General features: G+C 36.2%; 23 protein-coding genes. 19 read left to right on the top strand and 4 right to left on the bottom strand.

Annotated features, from left to right (window positions below; all coding sequences use genetic code 11):
* The first annotated feature begins 211 nt into the window (after positions 1-211).
* The 12 genes from LCP48_RS12475 (at position 212) to LCP48_RS12420 (ending at position 13,179) form a co-directional block, all read left to right on the top strand.
* On the top strand, positions 212-1,438 hold the full coding sequence (locus LCP48_RS12475) for a benzoate/H(+) symporter BenE family transporter (RefSeq protein ID WP_009371695.1): 1,227 nt from the start codon (positions 212-214) through the stop codon (positions 1,436-1,438).
* Positions 1,439-1,464: 26 nt separating this feature from the next.
* Entirely contained in the window at positions 1,465-2,757 is a 1,293-nt protein-coding gene (gene hemL, locus LCP48_RS12470; RefSeq protein ID WP_225341037.1) for a glutamate-1-semialdehyde 2,1-aminomutase, read from the top strand.
* Between the two features lie 133 nt (positions 2,758-2,890).
* Positions 2,891-4,330, top strand: coding sequence for a MocR-like pyridoxine biosynthesis transcription factor PdxR (gene pdxR, locus LCP48_RS12465; RefSeq protein ID WP_216485444.1), 1,440 nt, complete (start codon positions 2,891-2,893; stop codon positions 4,328-4,330).
* A gap of 40 nt (positions 4,331-4,370) precedes the next feature.
* Complete coding sequence (locus LCP48_RS12460; RefSeq protein ID WP_004230432.1) at positions 4,371-4,733, top strand: hypothetical protein; 363 nt, start codon at positions 4,371-4,373, stop codon at positions 4,731-4,733.
* A gap of 169 nt (positions 4,734-4,902) precedes the next feature.
* The gene (locus LCP48_RS12455; protein WP_009371691.1) at positions 4,903-5,403 is read left to right on the top strand and encodes a sigma-70 family RNA polymerase sigma factor; all 501 of its coding nucleotides are present in this window, start codon (positions 4,903-4,905) and stop codon (positions 5,401-5,403) included.
* A complete protein-coding gene (locus LCP48_RS12450; protein ID WP_004230430.1) occupies positions 5,400-6,656 on the top strand; it encodes a DUF4179 domain-containing protein in 1,257 nt (418 codons plus the stop codon). The genes LCP48_RS12455 and LCP48_RS12450 overlap by 4 nt, the downstream gene beginning before the upstream one ends.
* Positions 6,657-6,892: 236 nt before the next feature.
* Positions 6,893-7,774, top strand: a complete 882-nt coding sequence (locus tag LCP48_RS12445; RefSeq protein WP_225340240.1) for a phosphotransferase family protein — start codon at positions 6,893-6,895, stop codon at positions 7,772-7,774.
* A 603-nt stretch (positions 7,775-8,377) separates the two neighbouring features.
* Positions 8,378-8,794 carry a GNAT family N-acetyltransferase gene (locus tag LCP48_RS12440; protein ID WP_004230427.1) on the top strand — a complete coding sequence of 139 codons (417 nt, stop codon included), beginning with the start codon at positions 8,378-8,380 and terminating at the stop codon, positions 8,792-8,794.
* Between the two features lie 393 nt (positions 8,795-9,187).
* Positions 9,188-10,312: an ABC transporter gene (locus tag LCP48_RS12435; protein ID WP_192807162.1), complete on the top strand. Its 1,125-nt coding sequence runs from the start codon at positions 9,188-9,190 to the stop codon at positions 10,310-10,312.
* 17 nt (positions 10,313-10,329) lie between these two features.
* Positions 10,330-11,541 carry an ABC transporter permease gene (locus tag LCP48_RS12430; protein WP_225340239.1) on the top strand — a complete coding sequence of 404 codons (1,212 nt, stop codon included), beginning with the start codon at positions 10,330-10,332 and terminating at the stop codon, positions 11,539-11,541.
* 11 nt (positions 11,542-11,552) lie between these two features.
* Entirely contained in the window at positions 11,553-12,473 is a 921-nt protein-coding gene (locus tag LCP48_RS12425; RefSeq protein ID WP_004230421.1) for an ABC transporter ATP-binding protein, read from the top strand.
* A gap of 286 nt (positions 12,474-12,759) precedes the next feature.
* The gene (locus LCP48_RS12420; protein WP_004230419.1) at positions 12,760-13,179 is read left to right on the top strand and encodes a hypothetical protein; all 420 of its coding nucleotides are present in this window, start codon (positions 12,760-12,762) and stop codon (positions 13,177-13,179) included.
* A 1,646-nt stretch (positions 13,180-14,825) separates the two neighbouring features.
* Here the strand turns inward: LCP48_RS12420 and LCP48_RS12415 are convergent.
* Positions 14,826-15,737 (bottom strand): DNA glycosylase, encoded by a 912-nt coding sequence (locus LCP48_RS12415; protein WP_216486244.1) that lies wholly within the window; start codon positions 15,735-15,737, stop codon positions 14,826-14,828.
* A 162-nt stretch (positions 15,738-15,899) separates the two neighbouring features.
* Here LCP48_RS12415 and LCP48_RS12410 point away from each other — a divergent pair, with 162 nt between their 5' ends.
* The 4 genes from LCP48_RS12410 (at position 15,900) to LCP48_RS12395 (ending at position 18,685) form a co-directional block, all read left to right on the top strand.
* Positions 15,900-16,613 carry a 2OG-Fe(II) oxygenase gene (locus tag LCP48_RS12410; protein ID WP_216486241.1) on the top strand — a complete coding sequence of 238 codons (714 nt, stop codon included), beginning with the start codon at positions 15,900-15,902 and terminating at the stop codon, positions 16,611-16,613.
* 85 nt (positions 16,614-16,698) lie between these two features.
* The gene (locus tag LCP48_RS12405; protein ID WP_225340238.1) at positions 16,699-17,319 is read left to right on the top strand and encodes a bifunctional transcriptional activator/DNA repair enzyme AdaA; all 621 of its coding nucleotides are present in this window, start codon (positions 16,699-16,701) and stop codon (positions 17,317-17,319) included.
* The gene (adaB, locus tag LCP48_RS12400; protein WP_009371678.1) at positions 17,303-17,836 is read left to right on the top strand and encodes a methylated-DNA--[protein]-cysteine S-methyltransferase; all 534 of its coding nucleotides are present in this window, start codon (positions 17,303-17,305) and stop codon (positions 17,834-17,836) included. The genes LCP48_RS12405 and adaB overlap by 17 nt, the downstream gene beginning before the upstream one ends.
* 30 nt (positions 17,837-17,866) lie before the next feature.
* Positions 17,867-18,685 (top strand): SPL family radical SAM protein, encoded by an 819-nt coding sequence (locus tag LCP48_RS12395; protein WP_009371676.1) that lies wholly within the window; start codon positions 17,867-17,869, stop codon positions 18,683-18,685.
* A 98-nt stretch (positions 18,686-18,783) separates the two neighbouring features.
* On the opposite strand, the gene LCP48_RS12390 is transcribed toward LCP48_RS12395, so the two are convergent.
* Positions 18,784-18,933: a hypothetical protein gene (locus tag LCP48_RS12390; RefSeq protein ID WP_004230408.1), complete on the bottom strand. Its 150-nt coding sequence runs from the start codon at positions 18,931-18,933 to the stop codon at positions 18,784-18,786.
* 487 nt (positions 18,934-19,420) lie between these two features.
* Here LCP48_RS12390 and LCP48_RS12385 point away from each other — a divergent pair, with 487 nt between their 5' ends.
* The gene (locus tag LCP48_RS12385) at positions 19,421-19,870 is read left to right on the top strand and encodes a GNAT family N-acetyltransferase (protein ID WP_225340237.1); all 450 of its coding nucleotides are present in this window, start codon (positions 19,421-19,423) and stop codon (positions 19,868-19,870) included.
* Between the two features lie 226 nt (positions 19,871-20,096).
* Positions 20,097-22,253 carry an ATP-dependent helicase gene (locus LCP48_RS12380; protein WP_225340236.1) on the top strand — a complete coding sequence of 719 codons (2,157 nt, stop codon included), beginning with the start codon at positions 20,097-20,099 and terminating at the stop codon, positions 22,251-22,253.
* Between the two features lie 45 nt (positions 22,254-22,298).
* On the opposite strand, the gene LCP48_RS12375 is transcribed toward LCP48_RS12380, so the two are convergent.
* A complete protein-coding gene (locus LCP48_RS12375; protein ID WP_225340235.1) occupies positions 22,299-23,168 on the bottom strand; it encodes a LysR family transcriptional regulator in 870 nt (289 codons plus the stop codon).
* A gap of 183 nt (positions 23,169-23,351) precedes the next feature.
* On the opposite strand from LCP48_RS12375, the gene LCP48_RS12370 reads away from it, so the two are divergent.
* A complete protein-coding gene (locus LCP48_RS12370) occupies positions 23,352-24,245 on the top strand; it encodes a DMT family transporter (protein WP_225340234.1) in 894 nt (297 codons plus the stop codon).
* 162 nt (positions 24,246-24,407) lie between these two features.
* Here the strand turns inward: LCP48_RS12370 and LCP48_RS12365 are convergent, their stop codons facing one another.
* Positions 24,408-25,028 carry a class I SAM-dependent methyltransferase gene (locus tag LCP48_RS12365; protein ID WP_004230403.1) on the bottom strand — a complete coding sequence of 207 codons (621 nt, stop codon included), beginning with the start codon at positions 25,026-25,028 and terminating at the stop codon, positions 24,408-24,410.
* Positions 25,029-25,339: the final 311 nt, after the last annotated feature.

Raw genomic sequence — 25,339 nt, 5'->3', positions numbered from 1 at the left:
GACATTTTATTAGATAGCGACAAGTAAAGCGTTACTTGGAATCAAGCAAATTGGAATTTTATGGAATTATACATTACATAAAGAGGGCTAATGACAATAGGAAAACGACATTCCACAAAGGAAGGAAACAGTCCTTAAAGGACGAGAATACGTGATGAATTCCTAGTATGAAGAAGGGATTAAAATAATTTGTAGAAAGGTAGGAAAGTGTATGAACTCAACATCCGTTTCACTGAATGTGCGTGATTTCCTGTCGCCCACCATCGCTGCTTTTATATCTGTCTTAGTTAACTATGGGGGCACTTTTATCTTGGTGTTTCAGGCTGCCAAGGTTGCTGGTCTAAGTCCAGAAATGACTGCATCATGGATATGGTCGATTTCCATTGGTGTGGGGGTAACGGGTATTTGGCTAAGTTACCGATACCGTGAACCCATTATTACAGCTTGGTCAACACCAGGCGTAGCGTTTCTTGTTTCGGCTTTAGCGGTTACCCCGTATGCTGAAGCCATTGGTGCTTATATTATTTCTGCAATAGCATTTGTTTTGTTAGGTTTATCAGGCATGTTTGAACGTTTTGTCCAACTCATTCCGCCAGGCATTGCTTCAGGTTTACTGGCAGGTATTTTATTACAATTTGGTATTTCAGCCTTTGGTGGTGCGAAAGTGGAACCTTTACTTGTCATCGTCCTGTTTACTACGTATATCGTATTAAGAAGGTTTACATCTCGCTATGCAATTGTCGGTATGCTAGTCATTGGCTTGATTTATTTAATAAGTATGGGGCAGGTAGATTTCAGCCATATCGAGTTAGCCTTCGCGTCTCCTGTATTTGTTGCGCCAACGTTTTCTCTACATGCATTATTGGGTGTCGCTTTGCCGCTTTTTATTATTACCTTAACAGGACAGTACATGCCAGGCATGCTAGTGTTGCGAAATGATGGATTTAAAACGAGTGCCAATCCGATTTTGATTGTAACAGGATTGGGATCACTCCTGACAGCCCCCTTTGGATCACATGCTTTTAACGTAGCAGCAATTACAGCAGCCATCTGTACGGGGAAGGACGCTCATGAGGATTCAAGAAAACGTTATATTGCAGGTATTGTCTGTGGCATTTTTTATATAATTGTCGGTATTTTTGGGGTAACATTGGCTGCATTGTTTTTAATTCTCCCAGCTACGTTCATTGCAACATTAGCGGGATTAGCGTTGCTAGGCACAATTGGAAGTAGCCTTGCCAATGCATTAACAAATCCAATTGGACGCGAAACAGCACTCATTACTTTTTTAGCAACAGCCGCAAATGTTACTTTACTTGGAGTTGGCGGGGCATTTTGGGGGCTTGTAGCAGGTTTGGGCGCACATTTATTAATGAATGTTCCATTGCTCAGAAAACAGCAAAGCATAAATGAGGGACAACAAATTAGACAAAGATAATATCACTACGAAAGGTGGTTTTTAACATCGATACGACGAAATCAATAGAAGCCTTCGAAATAGCAAAAAAACTTATGCCTGGTGGGGTAAATAGCCCAGTGAGAGCATTTCAATCAGTTGGGATGGAGCCAATTTTTATGAGTCATGGGAAAGGCTCAAACATATATGATATTGATGGCAATCGCTATATAGATTATGTGCTATCTTGGGGCCCATTAATTCATGGACATGCAGATAAGGAGGTTTCAGATGCACTTCTTGAAGCCATCCAGAGGGGGACAAGTTTTGGATTGCCAACTTTACAAGAAAATAAGCTAGCCACATTAATATCTACTCGCTTACCTTCCATAGAGAAGATTCGAATGGTTAATTCGGGTACAGAAGCAACAATGAGCGCCATTAGACTAGCTAGAGGATTTACTGGCAAAGACATCATTGTGAAATTTGATGGAAACTATCATGGGCACAGTGATCATCTATTAGTAAAGGCAGGCTCAGGAATTGCTACATTCAGCCTTCCTGATAGTCTGGGTGTACCTTTAGAGATTACTAAGCATACAATCTCCATTCCTTATAATAATATCGAAGTCCTGAAAACGATATTTGATAAATATGGCTCACAAATTGCAGCAGTTATCGTAGAACCGTTTGCAGGCAATATGGCGGGAATACCAGCTAACCCTGAATTTCTTCAAGCAATACGTTCTTTCACTACAAAATATGGTGGCCTATTTATACTCGATGAGGTCATGACTGGTTTTCGTATAGATTACCACTCTGCTCAAGGGCTTTATAACATAAAACCAGACTTAACATGTTTAGGAAAGATCATTGGTGGAGGAATGCCTGTTGGGGCATATGGTGGAAGAAAAGAAATCATGAATCACATTGCACCTGAAGGTAGTATTTATCAGGCTGGAACCTTATCGGGTAATCCAATCGCTATGGTAGCGGGGTATACCACAATCAATAAATTAAATCATAACAGTTATTCGTATATCGAAGCGTTAGCAGATCGGCTTATACAAGGCTTATCAAAAGTAGCTCATAACAACCATATTCCACTTAAAACAACGAAAGCTGGGACAATGATTGGCTACGCATTCATCGATCATCCCTTACAAAATTTTGATGATGCTCAAAAAATAGATGCTGAGATGTTTCGCCGTTTTTATAAAGAAATGCTAAAACAGGGTATACTTCTACCTCCTTCTCAATATGAAAGCATATTTATCTCGACTGCTCATTCCATACATGATATTGATAGAACGATTCATGCTGCAGATGTAGCCTTTAAAAGGATGTTATCATGTAATTAGATGATGCAAGGTGTACTACAAACATCCTATATCTATAAAATGATCGATTTGATAGTATAATACTTATTGACTATACAAAACGATTAATTTTCGCATATTTTAACAATCTCTATTCTAACTGGAAGTGAATTGAATGTTACAAGTTAACCGAGACGATAAAAATCCTATATGGCAACAGTTACTTGACCAAGCTATTCATCATATTACAACAGGCAAATGGCCACCAGGGGAGTTACTTCCTCCATCCCGAGAACTCGCCTTATTAGTAGGTGTTTCTCGCTCAACTATACAAATTGTTTATGAGGAATTATTTAGTCGAGGGTATACCGTGACAAATTGGCGTGGAGGAACAAGAGTAAGTGAATGGGGATTTAAAACCAACTTGGCAGATGAGGTGATTCCTCAAGGACCATCTACGCCAACATTACCTTTATTAAACGTGGCAGTTGATGAATTAAACAGTTGGTTTAGAGGCAAAGAAAATGGAAACGTCGCAATCGATTTTTGTCCCCATGAGCCGTATTTGGACGAGCATTTCCGAAAAACTTGGCGACAATCGTTTTTACAGGCTTCAGCAGAAACAGATCTGACCAATTGGGGCTATGGCGATGCCTACGGTTTCACACCGCTCCGTGAACAGATTCAACGTTACCTGACATTTGAAAGAGGTGTTCATGTAGAGATTGACCAAATCATCTTAACCTCTGGCGCGCAGCATAGCATCGATCTGATTGCCCAAGCCCTTCTAAAAGAAGGAGAAACGGTTTCTGTTGAAGATCCGGGCTTTCCTGCAGCCTGGATGACCATGAAATATAGGCGTATGAATGTTGTCGCTGTGCCCGTGGATGAGTATGGCGTACAAGTAGAGCAGATTGATCCACAAACCAAGCTTATTTTTGTTACGCCTTCTCACCAATGTGCAGTGGGTGTCATAATGTCTGAGCCACGCAAACAACAATTGCTGCAAAAATCTGCGAAAAATCAATTTTGGATTGTAGAAGATGATTATGATGGTGAATTTAGGTATCGAGGTGGCCCGCTTCCTACTTTGTTTAGCCAACAACCCCACAACACATTATATATGATGAGTTTTTCTAAAATGGTTGCTCCTGGCATACGAATATCGGCAGTTATCGGCCCAAAAGATGCCATTCGCCAGCTTGCGCAAGTACAACAATTAACCTATCGGCATCTTCCCATTATGGAGCAATTAACGCTTGCTCATTTTATTGAGCACGGTCATTTTATGCGTCATATGAGGAGAGCTAGAAATGTCTATCGACGTAGACATGAAGCGATGACAAAGGCAATCATGGCGACAGGACTAGCCGAACGTTTCAAGCTAAGTGGCATTGAAACGGGTTTGCATATGCTTCTTGAGGCGGAAGAATCGTTTGATGAAGAAGCAATGACGAACCTCGCACTCGAAAATGGGATACGTGTTTATCCACTGAGCAAGTATTGCTTAGAAAATAATCGGAAAGGATGGGTACTAGGCTTTGCTAAAATTGATGAACAAGCCATTGAGGAAGGTATTTTTCGTCTTGCAAAGATTCTCTTGCAAAAAACGTAATCATTAGCCGGGCATAAAGGGAATTGGAGGTTGCGATACTATGCCATACATTCATGAGTTTGGGATCATTGCTTGTATAGAAAAAGACAAGGAGTATGCTGCTTATGAACCTGAAAAATACAATTCCATCGGTGTAGATGGTGACCTCTTTGATGAACTGCTTTCAAAGAATTTTGGCAAAAAAATACATCACCTCGAAACTTTTGCACACAACACAAATAGGCCATTTAAAAGTCTCGCCTATTGGGGGATAACCTTGATACCACCGAGCTCCCATAAACAATTTTTAAATATGGTGAGTGAAGCCAATGTCGAATACCAATCTGCAGAACTTGAAGAATTAATCAAAAAAATAGCTGAAGCAATAAAGCAAGATAAATGGATGATTCATTATGGTGTTTAATGTTTACCAATACATACAGGTTAGGGGAAGAGGCGATTGTTCAATTAGAGCAATCGCTTCTTACTATTAATGGGGAGATGTGTTGAAATGACAGTTTCCTAAAAAGTTTCAAAAATTTTGAACGAAATGCAACAATGTTGAGTCTAATGAGAGAAGGAGGCGAAAAAGGATGAAATTTGAATTAGAGCAGCGTGCTATACGTGGAGATCAAGAAGCGATACTTTCATTGATTGAAATGGATGAGGATATTTTATATCGCATGGCCTTTACATATATGAAAAATGAGCAAGATGCTATGGACGTGATGCAGGAGCTTGTTTACAAGGCACTCAAAAAAATGCATACCGTACAACAGCACGAATATGCCAGAACATGGCTTGTGCGTGTCTTAATCAATTGTTGTAAAGACCATTTACGAAAACGTCCACCGACTGTTCAGATTGAGGAACACCACCTATCTGAATGGGTCATCTACTCAGATATGGAGAAATTATTGGAACATTTATCTTTATCGGAGCAGCAACTCCTCTATATGAAATATTTCCAGCAACTAAAAAACAAAGAAATTGCTGAGCTCAATCAAATTCCTGAGGGTACTGTGAAATCGAAGCTTCATCACATTTTAAAGAAGCTTAGAAGCTTTGCTAGAGAAAAGGAGGACTGGCTATGAGTAAATCATTAATTGACGTTCCAAAGGAGAAACTGCAACAAGTTCGCATGGACATGTTTCGGAAAGTTCAACGAGAAAAAAGAAGAAAGAAGCGCATTGTTTCGGTTGCATGCATCTCCATGCTTTGCCTAAGCCTTCTCTTTTCAATTCGCGTCTCGCCAACGATTGCTAGCCAAGTTGCCAAAATACCTGGCTTTCAAGCAATTGTCACAGCGATTGCAATAAATAAAGGAATAAAAGATATTGTAGATCATGAATACTATGAAGAAATCAATGTGACGCAATCTAGAAAAGGTCTAGCACTTACACTGCAGGGCGTGATTGCCGATAATTTAGGATTTGTCCTGTTCTATGACGCTGATGCCTCATTTGATATTTCAAAATTAAATTTAGAGAAAGTTCAATTGTTTCAAGGAGATGAGGAGATTGAATGCGGCTGTACGTTTACCATGAATGCAAGCAATCAAACATACATCTCTTCAACAGTGAAATATAGTTTTTTAAAGCCTATCGCCTATACTTCCAAGGATTTTAAAGCAGTTTTTCACTTTCAGGATGAAGAGAAAGGTAACATTGAAATATCTTTACCGTTTTCACTGAAAAACGAGATTGCAAAGGAGAAAATTTTTACTGCCAATCGTACGATCGATGTCAATGGGCAGCAATTTACAATTACACAAATTCGCCGTTCGCCATTAAAAGTGGCACTCGATATTGAGGTAGCCAAAGATAATACAATGCAACTATTAGCGCTCGATGATGTTGCCATCATGACAGAAAGCGGTGAACGTAGAGAAAGTATTAGAAATGACATTTCAACAGACGGGAATATTCGCGATGGCAAATTTACGCTCTATTTGCAAAGTAATTATTTCGATGATCCAGCGTCATTGACGGTTATGATTGGCGCCGTTCAAGCTGTGCCAAAGGGTGAGGATTTTATCGAAGTTGATTTTGGCACAAAAGAGATACTTACGAAGCCTCCTTATTTTAAGGGGGACATTTCAATAGTGCAGCAAAGTGTAGCAGTTAAGATGAATAAAAATAATGAAGGCAAATTATTAAAGCTCTCTGACGCCATAAAAGAAGATGGCACGCCATTAGAATTCAAAAGTTTGACCATTTCACGAGACGAGCAGTATGTAGTGGAGACATCACAATTTGAAGAATATAATGGAAAAGCTAAGCTATATTTAAACTATTACCCTCATCCGATTGGGGAAAATATTGAAGTAAGCATTCCATTGCAATAAAAAGCAGCAGCTGTTCAAAAAGACGAACCTTTTTGAATAGCTGCTTTGCTTTATTTCACAAGAAATATATTATCAAAAAATCTATTTACTGAACTAAAGAGATGCTGTCCTTAAAGTATCGAGTAGAATCTTTTTTCTAGTTAAAATAGTGATGCTATTTAGTTGAAGAAGGAATTTTAATAAATAAAAAGAAGAATTAGGTATAGTAAAAATTCTTATTAGATGGGGTGTACGCAATGCAACCAATACATATCGATGAAATTCCAAGTGAAATTAAAGAATATCTTAACAAGATTCATTCTATAAAGTTTCCACGGCAAGGTTACACCTCCGATGTTGGATTAATTGAAAATAATAAAGGGGTTTATGCATTGAAAAGGACAAAGGGAGAATTATTTTGTTCTTGGTTGAATAGAGAAGTATCTGTATTAAACTGTTTGACTGATCAAGCCAAACTACCTGTTCCAAAAGTAAAGAAATTTGTTGAACAAAATAACAAAAGGGATTCCTGGGCTCTCCTTGAGTTTTTAGAGGGGGAAACACTAAGGACTGCTTTATTCAGCGAGAAAAATAAAGCGAAGCGGCAAGAGATGATATTTAATTTTGGTGCACTCCTATTTCAAATCCATACAACCCCATGTCCAAAAGAGTTAATTTGTGAACAAAAATGGATTGACCATATGCTAAAGCAAGCTGAATATAATTTGAAAAATTATAAAGTAGATGGAAATGAGAAATTATTAGAATATATTAAAACAAATAAACCTAACTTGTATAAACAAACTTTTATTCACGGAGACTTTACAATTGATAATGTTTTAGTTTCCAACGGAGTCATCACAGGAGTAATTGATTGGGGAAGCGGAGCTTATGGTGACCCAAGGTATGACGTATCATTGGCTATACGCCCAAAACCCAATGCTTTTGAACATGAAATAGATAAAGTCATATTTTTTGAAGGGTACGGGGAAAAGATTATTGATGATAACGTATATGATTATTTTGTAAATGGATTATATGAATTTTTTAATGTTTTGTTATTTAACTATCTAGGTGCTTTCCTTCAAGTATGGAGTAGAGCCCTTTTCTATTCAAACTATCCGTGCTGGTTAATTTAATTTATGTTAGTAGGTAATGATATAATTTCCTTATTTTACATAAAATAAGACGATAATGGTATGAATGGCATAACTAAAATTTTAGTTATCAACTAACAAGAAGCTTGTGGAAGGAAGTTTGCGAATGTGCTTAAAAACACTTGGAAAGGAATATTTATCATGTACGTATTCATGTTGCTTATTTTTGTAGTGATTAAGGTCGATGGAAATATAATGACCTTCATCAATACTATACAAATAAATCATGAGGAACAAGTGCAAACCTAGTTCCTTTTAGAACAATTGGTGCTAATCTAAGCGATTTATAAAATGGTGTTTAATCATTCCTTTTATATCTATTCAAAAAGGGATCGCGTTAGCTAAAAAATCATCAATGCAAGATTTTCATGATTTAGCTGAAAGGCTAGAGAACAAGAGTAATTAAACGAAAGCTTCTTCAACTAATAAGGGCAATTATTCAAATATTGTATTAATACTGGCTATTTTAGTTACGATCATTAAAAATATACTCGTAGTAGCTTTGAACATCGCCATTTAGGGAACTGGCTTCAAAGAGTTTACACTTTACAGCAGGGTGACTATAAAGGAGATATTGTACCCAAAATGGATTATGAATACGAGCTTTTTAAAATCACTGCTACACTTCTTGAAAATAAGGATCATTCAATCAATAACATCGACTTTTTACAATCCAAAATAGGAGATTTTTGGTCCTCAACTGATATTTTCCTCCTTAAAGGCATGGGCTATTGTATAATTCATCGTAATGAGATTGTGAGTACATGTATTTCAGGCATTGTTGCTGCAAATGTACATGGCATAGATATCGAAACTATAGAGACTCACCAAGGAAAAAAACTAGCTCAAACACTCGCATACGATTATGTTCAAGAATGTTTAAAGAATAATTGGATTGCCTATTGGGATTGTATGGATATGAACAAGTCTTCTGTTGCAGTTGCAGAAAAGATAAGATTCAGGAATATGTTTAATTATACTGGCTATGAATTTTCGCTTTAACTTATGTGGAACATGGCAAACAAGCCATTTTAAATAGTTGATCATTTTAAGGACTGTTAAAAGCAGTCCTTTTACTTATGTCGTTTATGGAATGTACCAGTAACATAAATATCTGTTTTAGAAGCAGTCCATTAGATAATTACTATACAAAATTTAAATCTATAAATACCTAACATGAAAATAAGAAGAAAGATACTTTCAATCGTTAAATAGTTTAGTAATTTAAAAGTAACTAAATTTTATATTTTCATATTATTTATTTGCTATTCATCCAACAAGTAGCAACCTTTTTATTCGTACTATTCATAACCTTCAAAATACAAAAAATTGAAAAAATATCCACTAAGCATTATCATAGTATTCTAAAGACTATCACAATAAAAAGCGAGGAGGATGCCAGTGTTAAGAGCATTAAAAGTAGGTTTAGTGATAGAGCGAGCAAATCGAAGAAATTTAGTTGCACTAATTGCTGTTGTCATGATCGTTTTTGGCTTTATGTTTTATATAAAGGCACAAGCCGTTGGTAATCAGCTTATTGAGAAAAAGGGTGATTATTATTCAACACAGGCGATACTATCAAAGTTTCAAGTGAAGGATGCCTCGGAAACAGGTGATGGCAGCGACATATTTAAAAATTTAACGAAGCAAAAAAGTAAGATTGCATTGCAAATAGCCACATTAACGATGGACAGACAATCCATGTATTATGAGGCTTCACTTCAGCTTGCTGAATTAAGACAAGAGGCATTCCAATTAGAAGGATACAATGACATCGCAGAATTATTACCCTCTAAATTACAAAATTCGATGGACTATCTTTATTTTAAATGGATGAATGATGCGGGAAGGGATAAAATAACCGACTTATTTCAATACATACCTTTCTTATTATTTTTCTTTAGTTACGTAGGTGCAGGCTGGTACATATTTATTAGCTTCCAAACAAGTTCTATTTTGCTAGATGATTTTGAGCATTCTAGTTTAATTCAAGGCTTTCCTGTTCGTTTTGATTTCTATATTTTATCCAAATGTATGATTTCTTTGTTCACCATCATCACAAGCTTTTTACTCATTTTTATTTGCGCTAGTCCATTTTGGGTATTAAATGGACTTGGAAACCCACTAGATCCAGTAGGAATATACGTAGGAGATGCTGTATTAATCTCTTCCATCCAATATATCGCGATGAGCCTTGGCTATATGTTCGTCATTTCCATTTTCGTCATGCTGCTGTCGATTATCTTGAATGTGTTACTGAAAAATATGTATCTAACATTATTCGTGCACTTTATCTTGTTCTTTTTACCGATGATTTTCCCATCTTTAATTAGTGTATTTCCCTATAATCCTTTCAATTTCATGAACTTCAATGATATTTTAAGAGGCGTACCAGTAGATTTAGCACAGCCTGTTGATATTACGATGAATCTAGGATTAATCATATTGTTTATCTGTATTATTTTAATGTTATTCGCTATTAAAACGTTTTTCTCAACAGGAAAAATCAAAAGGGCATAGGGGAGGTACTCATTAGCATGTGGAGTTATTTCAAATTTGAATTCAAACAATTTTTTACGAATAAGAAAAACTTAGCCATCTATTTTTTGCTTGCTTTTGCAACCTTCTTTTATGTGTTTAAAATAGCACATGCATATGATCCGATTGAACAAGTCGAATATGAAGAAATTGAGGCTCGCTATTTAACACGGCAGGAATTTTTAGATTCGATGGAGGGGCAAAACATATATAGACTACATCCGGCCATCATCTTTGCAATTGAGATATTTCAGCAAATTAATCCAATAGATAAAGCGAGATTAGAAGCATTAGATGAAGGGAATCTAAAAAAATATGCAGAGGTAACTCGTGATTGGTATTACTTTACGAATGCGATTACATACAAAAGTGATTCATTCTCCTATAACTCAAAGTATTTTATAAAAAATAATGATTATGCAGAAGATGATGCCTTTTATGCTTATTTAGAGCAGGCAGCCCGTTATGATACGTATGCGAACGCAAATTATGAATTATCAATGGAAATTTTCGAACAACGGACAGCGCTTCAAACATTCGAGCGTTTATTAAAGGGATTACTACCTGTTATTTTAATTGTGTGTGTACTACTTTTAGCCATTGATATCGTCACAAAAGATCAACGTCATCCATCCATTATCAAAGGATTTCCTGTTAGCGATTGGAAAAAGCTATTGGTGAAAATGATTGTTGCACTACTAGGTAGCTTCGTATTATTTGTACCACTTTTTGCTGGGCTCATTATTATAGGCTTACAATCCGGTTTTGGAAATTTCAATTTACCTTCACCAATGTATGCTCCTCATCTCGAATGGCGTCAGGAAGGTAAATTTGAACCGATGACTTTAGGGATGTTTTTAGGACAAACCCTCATTTTGCTTTTTACTTGGTTCTTTGTCATTATCAACGTTGTACTATTGTGCAGTATCCTATTCCGTAACGAGATGATGAATTTTACCATAGGTTTACTCCTTATTTTTGGCGAAAAGTTTTATTTCAGCCGATATGTTGGTTACTTTTGGGATATTCAAATTTACCCAACTTCTTACATTCAAGTGGGACAAATTGTTTCAAAACAACGAAATTTTTATTATATGAACGATTCTTTAGATTTCAATTTAGGATTACAGTTGCTACTTGTCTTAGCTGTAGTCGTCATTTTATTCATGCTGCTTACTGTTATGAATAGACGTTATAAGCTAATTAAATAGGGGGGACACAGGTGATTGATATTCAAAATATTACTGTGCAATTTGCGGAAAATAAAGTGTTAAATGATATTTCAATGACATTTGAGCAAGGTGAAATGATTGGACTTGTTGCACCAAATGGAACAGGAAAATCCACATTTATGAATGTGTTGATGAATTATATAAAGCCTATGAAAGGGAAAGTAGTATTTAAAGATGGACTATGCTACTCGAATAAATCAAATGAAGTAAAAATTCATAGTTTTGTGTCGATGATGCCAGACCAAAGTGACTTGTATAATCACTTAAGCGGGCGTGAACATTTAAAAATGTTTGCAACCATGTGGCAATCCGATTTAAAACTTATAGATGAAACCATTGAAATATTAAATATGGGGCATTATGTAAATAAAAAAACAGGCACATATTCTCTGGGTATGCGCCAGCGCCTTTGCTTTGCTATGCAAATAGTTACGAATACGGACATTATGATGATGGATGAGGTGATGAACGGTCTTGATCCAAATAATGTAGAAATTATTTCGAAGATATTAGTAAAGAAAAAGGCGGAGGGGAAGGTGATTATTATTGCCTCGCATTTACTAGACAATTTAGAGAAATATGCAGATCGAATTTTCTTGTTTAACGAAGGAAAACTAGTGGATACGAACCAAATAATAGAAGGCTTCAGTCAAGCCCATATTAAAACGATTCGTGTGAACAATATGACGAGTACAACTGAAAAACAACTGTACGAGCTGTTTCCAAACATAAAGCTTCAAACACTTACAAATGGAATAACATTAATTCATTTACCAAGCTCTGAAGCCGCTTTATTAAGTTCGCTTACATCTTTTTTAGTGGAGAGAAATGTAGTGGATTTTGCATTTGGAAAAGTGACATTAAATGATTTGTATTCTATGTATTATCATGAGTATAAAAATGTGACCTAGTTTTTTTGAATCCTATGCTAGATGATGTGGGAAGGTGTAATCGTTACACATTCTCAATAGAACGAATGGATGCAGGAACTAATCAACAGAAGCTTTTATGATTTTGCATCCATTCGTTATGACAAGCATAGGGGAGGAAATAATCACATAGTGCTTTCTACGATGGCTTTCATTCAAAATCATGGAGTTGCTACCCGCAGCTCTTTTTTAATGGGGCCTATAGGGATATTTGATTGAAATAGAGCGCTTTGAATTGAGTATAGAAAAGGAGGAGGAATGAAAATTGATGATGATTACTGAAAATATGATGGGGCAACGCTATCAACATCTTATTGATATACTAGCGAAACGATGTAACCGCTTTGCCTTTGTTGAGAACAGACAATTGATGGAAAATGAAGAATTACGGTTAGCGGCTGTTGATGGGCTATTGACTCCTATTAAAAGTCAGCTTATCGAAAGAAAGGTTCAAAATGAATGGGAGACGACAACGCTTGGCGAAAATACGGCATTTGTTTATTATTTTCTATTAAACGATACGACTGCTCAATTTTTGAAGGAGCGTAGCGACTCACTTTTTGGTTGGATTACGCCAGAATTACCAGAGGATTTAATGTTTTATGAAGATAAACAATGTTTACTAGCAGCGTGTTCGCATGAAGGTTTTTTCTGGGTGGATAAAAAAGTATGGGACTGTTTTTTATGAAGCTAAAGATGTCGCTTATTTGATTTTTTGTATGGGCAATTCTTGTTACTTTATAAAATAAAAAAAAGGGGGAGTACTTTATGTTATTTATAACGTTGTTTGTTATACCAGTCTTAGGAGTTTTACATTTTTTAAATTTCACTACTTTTTTAAAAAAACTAATAAATGGAAAAAATACGTATAACCAAAATGTACTAGGAGCAGTTTTAACCTTTATGCTGATCTTTACAATAATGTACTGCTTTATTGGAACCCATTAACGGCTTAACGAGAAATTTTTAAAGTAAAGCCATCTAACATGGAAAAAACAACAAGAAAGCAACTTCTTTAAAAGTAGTTGCTTTCTTGTTGTTAGTCATTCATAAATATCTCTTCTAACGAAGGTCGATTTGTTTGAATATCAAAAATGTCTGTATCAAATTTACATATGGAATGCACAATGCTAGCAATAATATGCTATTGCTATTGTGCTAGTATCCCTTCCTTTGATTTACTATTTTATTAAGCCTAGGAAGAGATTCAATGATTTTTTACAATTAAAAAAATCTAACCATTCAGAAGAGTAAGCTAAGAGCGCCAGTCCTATCATTGTAGATATAGGGCTAGGCGCTTATTTCTATAAATTTTATAGAAGTAACATCTGATTTTTTTCTTATGACTAACTATAAATAATTAATTTTGAACTTTTACTGCATTTTATGGATTGAGGATCAAGCATCAAAATTGAATTTCAAGTCCATCATGTAAGATCAAACTCCTTTAAGCTGCCAATGACGTCCAAGCAGGCAGTTTTATAAATTCACAGTAGTGAAACGAAAGGTAGCAAAAGAAAGCATCGCCTACATTATGGGCTTAATCGGCAACTTTATTGGTGAGGAAATCTAAAGATGCTGCAAGTACACTTCATTTTTTACCATTTTCTGACATAAGACTCCACTTCAAGGAACGTGAAGGGTGTAGCCCAGTGAGTAAGAAGAGATGAATGTCCTAGGCGTTAGCCTGAATTGTCGCATAATTAGGACGTATGTTCTATAACAAACTTGTGCAGCTTGCTCTTAAAAAACTGAAAAGTTGTAACAGGAAAGTTTGTTTGTTAACGTAAAATCTTTAACGTTCAACTAGCTTCAACTAGCCTAAAAGGGAAAACCAAGCCAGTATGACTGCAACTATGACATAAAATTTTGTTATAAAGTTCTACTCTTTAAACTAGGATACTGGAAGAGAGCAATAAGAAAAAGTAAGGCACTCAATAAAATAAAGTTGAGAATACTTGGCAGAACAAAATTTAATCCTGTATATATACCTCCTAAGGTCATACCTGAATAACGGAAAAAATTAAACAGTCCTTAGGCAGCTCCTCTATGTTCATTATATTCATTACTTATAACAGTGGGGGAGCAAATCCCATTGTTAAACCATTAATCTTATTTTCCTTACAGTTATCCTTATATGCTCTTAAAACATGAACAATATCCAATTGATTAAGATCCGAATAATCCGCATTTTGATATTTATATACCGATTGTAAATAATGTTTTCTTATTAATTGGCGTGAGTGTGATAGATTACAAGTATTAAATGATTAAAAGAATCCGTTTTGATATATCTTTTATCAAAACGGTTTCCTTTTTCCTAGTTGTAATGATTCAATAGAGAACACGCCATAAATAGAAGGTAGCGTAGGATTCCCAGTTTTTCCATGGTATCGAGAGCACTAAAATTTCCTCTTTCGTAGGCTTTCGGTTCATATTACGTAATGATTTTATTGAATTAATCAGACCCACATCATCGATTGGAAAAGCTGTCTGAAACCTTAGGCAACGCATTAGCACGTAGTTGGCTGTCCAAGGTCCGATTCCTCGTATTTTGATTAAGCTTTTTTCTGCCTCTTTAAAATCCATTTTCTTTAATTGTTCCTTCGATAAATCTCCGTTTGCCATTAGTCTTGCAATGCCAATAATATATTCACTTTTTTTAACTGTCATTTTAATAGCTGCTAGGTCAGTAGGTGTTAACTGTGCAATTCGTTCGTACGGAGGGAATACCCAATACTTTTTACCATTCCATTCGATAGAATCGCCAAAGCTTTCTACAAATTGTCTCTTTAAAGAGTAGGCAAAGGCAAGGTTAATTTGTTGCCCTAAAACGCCCCAGCATAATGCTTCAAATAAATCGGGAATGCCGATAACTCGTAATCCAGAGAATTTTTGCGCAGGTATTTGAAGTAATGGATCTGAATTTGCCATTTCATAAAATGGTGTTAAATCGTTATCAAGATCAAACCATTCATGAATATATGTGACAATTTTTTCCCGTTCCCACTTCTCAATAGGTCTAGAATCATTTAGGAATTGAACAACCATTTGTTGATTATCAATTACGCTTATCTGTACTAAAGACTGCATTTCTCCAATGGCTATCACTTTTATGATGATATCGTTCTCTATTTCATACATGCATTCATTTTTTTCTCTTGTTAAATAGCCTAGATTCGCATTCATATCAAAATTTTCTGGTAAGGTAATGATCATCACATCATCAACGTCATGCCATATCACTTTTTCATTCTCCTTTACAACATACACAGTTTGTTAGTTTACTTTACCATAAAAGTAGCTTTACTCATTTTGTTATCTTGCTATTCCATTCTAAACGCCTTATTTTTTTCTATTGATGAGGTTATAGTGTTAGTTATTAAGAAGGCTAAGGAGGGAATAAAGATGGTCCAAGATATTCAAACACGTGTTGGCAGCTTAGAGTGGGATTCCATTCAACATGAACTAGATAAGCAAGGATTTGCAAAGCTTCCAGTAATCTTAACAAAAGAGGAATGTGAATTCTTAATAGGGATGTATAGTACAGAAGAGCCATATAGAACGACCATTCATATGACGAGATATCGCTTTGGGGAGGGGGAATACAAATATTTTTCCTATCCATTGCCTGAAATCATCCAAAGTTTAAGAGAGTCCTTTTATCAAGAATTGGCCAAAACAGCTAATCGATGGTTAGGTTATTTAAAGAAAACAGCGCAGTTTCCAGCTCAGCTTCAAGATTTTTTGAACACTTGTAAAGAATATGAACAAACTAGACCGACACCGTTACTCTTAAAGTATGAAACAGGTGGCTTTAATTGTTTGCATCAAGATTTATATGGCGATGTGTTTTTCCCGTTTCAAGTAGTATTTGTATTAAATCAACGCGAACAAGACTTTTTTGGTGGAGAATCACTCCTAGTGGAACAAATTCCACGTGCTCAGAGTAGGGGACATGTCATTACGTTAGATCAAGGCAGTGCGCTCATCTTTCCTACAAACCATAGACCTGTTCTAGGGAAAAGGGGATATTATAAACATACGGTTCGTCATGGAGTAAGTACGATTACTGCTGGAGAACGATACGGTCTTGGCATCATTTTTCACGATTCTAAATAAAAAAACTTCAATATCTTGCTATTCCATATCTAGAATTGTACATGGTGAATTTTTAGGGAGTATATTGTAAGGAGAGGTGAGATAAATGCATGAGCCTATGAATGATGAAAATGATATTTTGAATAATGTAGAAATGATGACAGATGAAAAATGGCAAGCCATTATCACGAATGATACAGCGTACAACAATCAATTTTTTTATGCTGTCAAGTCAACGGGGATATTCTGTAAACCATCCTGTAAGTCTCGCGTTCCGAAAAAAGAGAATGTATGTATTTTTGCAACAGCAGAACAAGCACTCCACGCAAATTTTCGCCCTTGTAAACGTTGCAAGCCTACTAATGAAAATTTGCCTGATAGCGAGTGGGTTGATATCATCACAGCATACATTGATCAAAATTTCGCTGAAAAATTAACGCTTGAATCATTAGCAATGATTTGTCATGGGAGTCCCTATCATATGCATCGAACATTTAAAAAGATTAAAGGCATGACGCCCGTTGAGTATATTCAACAAGTTCGCGTACACGTGGCTAAAAAGTATTTGATGCAGACGAATAAAGCAATAGGCGATATTGCCCTATGTGTGGGTATGGCGAATGCGCCCTATTTTATTACTTTATTTAAAAAGAAAACAGGTCAGACCCCAGCGCAATTTCGTCAAATGAGAAAAATGGAGGAAATGAATGATGGAAATAAAAAATAAACCAACCCTTTTTTGGTCTTTACTCAAGTTTGAGGATTGGCATTTTTATATTGCTGCTACCTCCAAGGGCCTTGTGTTTGTTGGTTCACAGAACAAACCAATCGAGGAAATGTTTGAATGGGCGAAGAAACGCTTTCCAGGAAGTCCTTTTGTTGAAGATGAGGAAAAGCTTGAACCCTATGTCAATGAAATCATTCAGTATCTAGCAGGAAAGAGGCAAACCTTTACTATCCCATTTGAGTACGTAGGTACGCCATTTCAGCTAGCAGTCTGGCAAGCACTTTGTGAAATTCCTTATGGGCAGACGAAATCCTATTCAGACATTGCCCATGCTATCAATAAACCAGCAGCTGTTCGTGCTGTGGGAGCGGCTATTGGGGCTAATCCAGTGTTACTTACTGTACCGTGCCATCGTGTAACAGGAAAGAATGGCTCTTTAACAGGCTATCGGGGCGGATTAGCAATGAAGAAATTGCTTTTGGACCTTGAAAAGCAAGGTTTGTCTAGCAATGCGTAATACTTACCGTACATGGAATGGGGGTTCCGTATGAAATGTGAAATCCTTTATAAAAATCCAAAAACCATTCTGAATAAAGGAACTGGCTTTCTTTCTGGCTATACGCATTCACTCAACCCTTATACAGGCTGTTCATTTGGATGTTCTTATTGCTATGTACGTCAAATGCCTGTATCTCTTTTTCGAGAAGGGGAGTGGGGAAGTTGGGTAGATGTTAAAAACGGTGCGGCGAATATATTAAAAAAGGAGCTTCATCGTGCCAAAGCCAAAGGACCAGTAACCATTTTTATGTCCTCAAGTACAGACCCGTATCAGCCCATAGAGCATAAGGAAAAAGTGACGCGATCTTTACTAGAAATTATGCTAGAGGATCTCCCTGACTTTTTATTTGTACAGACGAGAAGTCCACTTGTCAGTCGAGATATTGATTTACTGCGACAATTTAAAGAAAAAGTGCGGGTAAGTATGACAATTGAGACAGATTCGGAAACGATACGTAAACATTTTACGCCAATGGCGCCTCCAATCCAGGCGCGTTTTAAGACATTGGAAAAATTAGCAGCTGCGGACATACCGACCCAAGTTGCTATCGCTCCCATTTTACCAAGTGGAGAATATTTTCCTTTGAAATTGAAGCAACTCGTCGATCGAATATGTATAGATGACTACTTCATGGGAGATGGCAGTGGTGGAAAACGCACAAGAAAACTGGAGATTGGGAAAAAATATGACCAACTTGGTTTAGAAGAATGGTATGGACCAGATGTAATAAAAAAAGTATATAACCGATTTATTGAAATCTTTCCAGAAGATCATGTTTATATAAGCCAGACTGGGTTTGAGCCGTAAAAATAGTGAGTAAAGTGCAAAAGATGTATTATAAAATAGCCCCAATACCCATCTTTACTGAAAAGTGAGTATTAGGGTTTTTTTACATGATAATATTATTAACGTTTGTTTTCCTTTTGAATTTGACTGAAATCTACTTCTTCAGCAAACTCTTCTCTGTTTTTACGTTCATTGTTAGCATTTTGATTTTGATTCTGCTGTTTTTTGTTGTCCTGCGTTTTATTATTTTTATGTTTATTATTTCCCATTTTCAACTCACCTCCACCATTAGTGTGAGTGGAAGATGTTTTTTATCCGTAGAACTTACAATGAATTCTTCAAGAAATGTGCTTTACTTTATGAAGAAGTACCTATAACTGGAAAAGTGGCATACGGTTCAAACTAGGGGTAGATTTGAATCACGACATTGACAAGTCGAGAAAATAATTATTGTAGTCGATGTGAATGACTTTGGGGATAGTAAAACCTATATGCACAAAAGGATTTTCTCCATATATCCAAGATAAATCCGTCCTATATAAATTGATGCATACAGGAATGTCCTATATCTGTAAAGGATTTAAAAGCGAGTCATCCTGTTTAGATAGGCTTTATCTCAAGTGGTTTCCTGTATTAAAATAATATAAGATGATAGTAAACAGGCGATATTTTTTATTAACCAATGAAACGGTATCCGAAGTTGTGTAGAATGGTAATTCGCCAACAACAACGAATAGCACTTAAGGAGGCATCGTAGTGGACCAATACAAAATAATTATTACGCAATATAACCCCCAATACGCTGAACAAACAGTTGCTATGTGGCGAGATAGTAAGGAACAGGCGATTGGTCAGAAAGAAATTCACACCTTTGAAAGGCATGTATATTTCTTAAATCATCTATTAGCTGAACAGTTTCACATCGATTTAGCGTTAATGGATGAAAACGTAGTTGGCATGATTGCCTATAACGAAGAGGAAATAAGCCAACTATATATTCATGTTGACTATCAAGGGATGGGCATAGGGCATACATTACTAGATAAAGTAAAAGAACAAGCAAATGGGCGATTAACTTTATACACATTTGAGGTTAATGAAAATGCTCAACGATTTTATGAAAGACATGGATTTAAAATTATAGGTAGAGGTCATGAAAATGAAGAGAATTTAGCTGATATTCAATATGAATGGATAGCCAAATAATAAATTTCACTAACGAGCTACTAAAAAGCGTTGTACATTTTGTATATACGCTTTTTTGTTTTTGAAAAGATTTAAAAATGATGAAGAGGCAACCAATCTCCTTAACGACTATTAATTACTTGAATGAGTAGTAGTCGAGCTACAGTTGCTTTTAATGATCTTAGGAGGTTAAGCAGTATCATCTGGTATAATAGAAAATAGATTTTTTTAGAACGGAGTAAATGATATGAATGGAGCGCAAAAAGCATTTTTTGAAGAAAAGGAGCGTTCACTTGGCGTTTATCTAAATGATGTGCAGAAGCAGGCCGTATTGCAAACGAATGGACCGTTGCTACTATTGGCATCTCCTGGTTCAGGAAAAACGACGACCATTATTATGCGTATTGGCTATATGATCGAGGCGCTTGGTGTTAAGCCTGCTCGCATCAAGGCTGTTACGTTTAGTAAGGCATCAGCAAATGATATGAGGGCACGTTTTGCAAAGTTTTTTCCGCATTTGCCACCAGTTGATTTCTCGACGATTCATAGTTTAGCATTTCAAGTGGTGCGGGAGACACTTGAACGTCAGGGCATTTCATATGGGATTATGGAAGAAGCGGACAAGCCTGGTGTTATGTCAAAAAAACGGGTGCTTCGTGAGATTTTTGAACAATTAAATGGCTCGAAAATTACGGAAGATCAGTTAGAAGAGCTACTGACGTACATAACGTTCATCAAAAATAAAATGTTGCCAGAACAGGAATGGGCAATGGCAGAAGTAAAGGTGCCAAAAAAAGTCGAGATTTTGCAGCGATATGAGGAATATAAACGCACAGGTTGCGATCGTTTGCTTATTGATTTTGACGATATGCTGTTAATGGCGAATGATATTTTTACCAAAAATCGAGAGGTGTTGGCGCAATATCAGCGTCGATACGATTTTTATTTAACGGATGAAAGTCAGGATACATCGCCTGTTCAACATGCAATCATCGAGAAGCTTGTCGCTGTCCATCAAAATTTATGCGTCGTTGCCGATGAGGATCAGGCCATTTATAGCTGGCGTGGTGCAGAGCCAGATTATTTGTTGAATTTCCAAAAGATTTATCCAGAGGCACAAGTTTTACTAATGACACAAAACTATCGTTCATCTGCCTCGATTGTAGCGCCAGCCAATCTATTCATTCAGCGCAATAAAAAGCGATATAACAAACAAATGTTTACGCAAAATCCTGCAGCAGAGCCAATCTCGTTTAAAATCCTAGAGAATTACAGCTTACAGGCCAAATATGTAGTGAATCAGTTAAAAAGCTTGTCTAAGCGTGGCTCAACGGCTGTTTTATATCGAAATAATACGTCAGCCATTCCACTTATGGACGCGTTAGATAGAGTGGGCCTGCCTTTCTATATGAAAGATTCCACCATACGCTTTTTTACGCATTGGGTCGTGGAGGATATTATGAACTTCATGCGTCTAGCGTACAATACAAAAAATATCTCAATATTTGAAAAAATTTACAGAAAAATGAATGCTTATATTACACCAACGCAATTTAAGGCCCTACAGAAAGTGCCAGAAGATGGCTGTGTATTCACACTTTTATTAGAGCATGTGGAGCTAAAGGATTATCAGCCTGAATATATTAAGCGAATTCGCCAAACGTATGATAGCATTCAATTTGATCAAACAACACCAACAGCCATGCTAGAGCATATCCGTTATGATTTTGGTTATGAGCGTGCCTTAAAGAAAATGAGCGAGGACCTCGGTTTTAATTATGAAAATTTACTAGATATTGTGAATGTACTTGGACTAATTGCTCGCAATACGTCGACGATGACCGAATTTGCGGGTCGTTTGAAGTACCTTGAAAATTTAGCACGTACATCACATCTGAAAAATGAAATAAATGCCATTACCTTAACAACCTTACACAGTTCAAAAGGCTTGGAATATGACCGTGTGTATTTGATTGACTTAATTGATGGGATTTTACCTAGTGAGACGGAAGAAGCAATAGAGGAAGAAACAAGGCTCTTTTATGTCGGTATCACACGTGCAATTCGCCATTTGGAATTAATTTCGTACAGCAAGCGTTTTAAAGCAAGTGTGGTGCCATCAATATTCATGAAGGCGTTAAAGCAAATCGTCTCACCTCAGGAATTACCAAAGAAAGCGTCGAAAAGTCCGGGGAAAGCACTGAAGCAATACCGTAATGATCGGACAATTACAACGGAGTCAGCGTTAATCGTGGGCTCAAAGGTGAAGCATGTGATGTTTGGAGAAGGCAAAATTTTGGAGGTCACAAGTAGCACGATCAAATTGTCATTTGATGCAGGGATAAAGCAGTTTATGACGGATACATGTTTACAGCAAGGCTATTTAGAAGCGGTCGAAGATTAATGCAGCGTATTCGAGATTTTTTCGAATACGCTTTTTATCGTAGTGCTATTTTCTCTTTCTATAGGATAAATATTCTATAAATCTCTTTGCTGCAAGTGACAGCGATTTTTGCTCCCTCATCGCCATTCCAATAGTTCGAAAAGCAGGTACTTCGAGCTCTTTCGCAATAATTTGGTAAGGAATACGTTCTAAAATCAGTTCAGGTAATATACTGATTCCCAATCCGTTTTCCACCATTGACATAATGGCATAGTCGTCCCATGTTGTAAAAGAAATGTGCGGCGAGATATTGTGCTTCTCGAAAATTTCGGAGATTTCAGCTTTTGCGCCTTTTTCTAAAAGCATGAATGGACTGGTCAATAGTTCACTTATAGGAAATTTATCGCAATCAGCAAGAGGATGATCCTGATGAATGACGACCAACAAACGGTCTTGCTCTACAAAGATTGTTTCCATTTCAGCTTTTGTTGGCAGTCGTAAAAATCCAAAGTCGACCCTACCTTGGATAATCCAGCTTTCGATTTCGGTGTAATCTCCTAATAGTAACTCGAAATCAATCCCTGGATAATCCTGCTTAAAGAATTTGATCATATAAGGTAGCCAATGGGTTGCTACACTAGAAAATGTACCAATTCGAATGATTCCTGATTGGATATCATGTAAGTCATCGATCTGCATCATTAACATTTCATGCTCATTGCATATACGTTGTAATTGGGGCAGTAACTTTAAGCCATCAGATGTTAAGCTGATTCCGGCACGACTTCTTTCAAAAAGGGATATTTCCCATTCTGATTCTAAATCGTTGATCATACGGCTGATGCCGGACTGTGTATAGTTTAATGCATCGGCAGCTCTTGTAAAGCTCCCATATTCTACTGCTTTGACAAAGGCCATATATTTTTGGATATTCATAACGCTATCCTCCCTTGCATGCTATTTTGTTATAGATAACATGATAAACATTCAATTTTGTAATACTTATGTGTATGCTATGCTATTCCCATTACAAAAGCAAGTTGAAAGGGAGTGGGACAAAAGGAAGGAAAAAGCATCTAATAGTATCTATTAAAATGCGGTAGGTTAGGGGAGTAAACCATGAAATCTAAATTTCAATTTATCGTATCGATGATTATTTTTGGCACCATCGGTTTAGTTGTTCGTAACATTAATTTAGCGGCGAGTGAAAGGGCTTTACTAAGTAGTTTCCTAGGATGCTTATTTTTACTGCTCATCTTCTCCATAATGAAGAAAAAAATATCCTGGAATTTAGTAAAAACGAATGCTTTATTTTTGATTCTCTCAGGCGTTGCATTGGGAGGAAACTGGATTTTTCTCTATCAATCCTACGACCACACATCACTTGCCAATGCCACACTAGGATATTATTTTGCACCAGTATTTGTAATGATTCTTTCACCTGTTGTACTTAAGGAACCATTATCCATTAAAAAAATAATATGCATTGTCATTGCAATGATCGGTATGATAATGATTGTAGGAGAAGGGGTGAGTGCAACGGAATCAGATGATTTCCTTGGACTTATCTTTGGATTGATGGCAGCTGCTTTTTATGCTGCTTTGTTACTTTTAAACAAATTTATTAAAGAGATGGACAAGCTGGAGCTGACCATTATTCAACTTGGAACGACCGCATTATTACTGCTGCCGTATGTTTTTTTGACAGAAGGCTTTGGGATTTTTGGATTATCAAGCGCATCTATTCCTTTTATTTTAATTTTAGGTATCGTTAATACAGGGATTGGATTTTGGTTGTTTTTCTCGGGAATGGAAAAATTGAAAGGGCAGAGTATTGCGATGCTCAGTTATGTCAATCCTTTTGTAGCTATTTTGATTTCTGCAATGATATTGCAAGAGCAAATGACCCTAGTTCAAATTATCGGAGGGGTATTCTTATTAGGTTCTACATTTGTTAGCGAAATTCCATCCTTTAACTTTTCAAAACAACTCATGAAAAAACAAATAGAGTAACAAATTCTTACATGGTATTTACCATTTATAAGGTTATTCCATTACTAAGACAACAATCAGCCAATTTTATTTGGACTGATTGTTGTTTTTTAAGCTCTGATAAGATGCTTGAGCTCCTTGATGAGTTTTCTCCGAAACATTCATTGCGATTATATGATTTAGCTAAGAGAGTTTAATAACTTCAATATATCGATACATACCCTTTAACATAACAGATTCATCTCTTATAATTTTGAGCCTATAATCATTTTGGTTAAACAACTCCTCAAAACTTCGTCCAATATCTGTTCCTAACATACTTATAAATGGCCTTACCAATTTTTTTGTTAGCGTTAGTTTTTGATTTTTAGGAGCAAATTTATCAAAGATAAGAATTCTACCATCCTTCTTTAAAACTCTTATCATCTCTTCAAAGCATTTATTTTCATTAGGAACCACAGAAAGAATTAAACTAGCTACAATATAGTCAAATGATTCATCTGCAAAAGACATTTTTTGAGCATCCATTTCTAAAAAATTGATAGAAGAGTGCTCGAATTTATGTTGAGCTTTCGCTAGCATATCAGGAGAATAATCAATGGCAGTTATATCATAATCAACATAGTTGATTAATTCTAAATCAGCCCCAGTACCAATACCTACATAGAGGATTTTTTGTTTACGCTGAAAAGGTACTTCTTGAAAAATCCTCTTTCTAGTCTTTAAAAACGCACCTGTGTTAAAAAGTTTATCGTAAAAGGAAGAGCCAATTTTATAGATAATTTTGTTCCACGTATTATTCAATGCTACATCCAACCTTTCTACAGAGCGTAAGAGCTTCTAAAATCCTGTGTCCCCTCCAAAAATAGGAGTGACCCACGCAATATCTTTGTCATCATATCAAAATATCATAAAATCCCCACGAAAATCATAATTCATCTGCAGAAACGTAATTTGCCAATAAATAGTGAAAGCTTAAGAAAGGGAATTGAAAGCCAAGTACATAAATAAGTATGTATAATAAGCCTTTAACAGGGTTTGTTAGCCCTAAAGCCATTACTACAAGTGTCCAGCCAGTTGCGAAACCTGTCCCAAATTTAAACTGATATTCCTTT

This window comes from Lysinibacillus capsici, assembly GCF_020217405.1.
Taxonomy (GTDB): domain Bacteria; phylum Bacillota; class Bacilli; order Bacillales_A; family Planococcaceae; genus Lysinibacillus; species Lysinibacillus capsici.
Note: the sequence above shows the minus strand (reverse complement) of the source record. Positions and strands in the feature narration are given on the sequence as shown.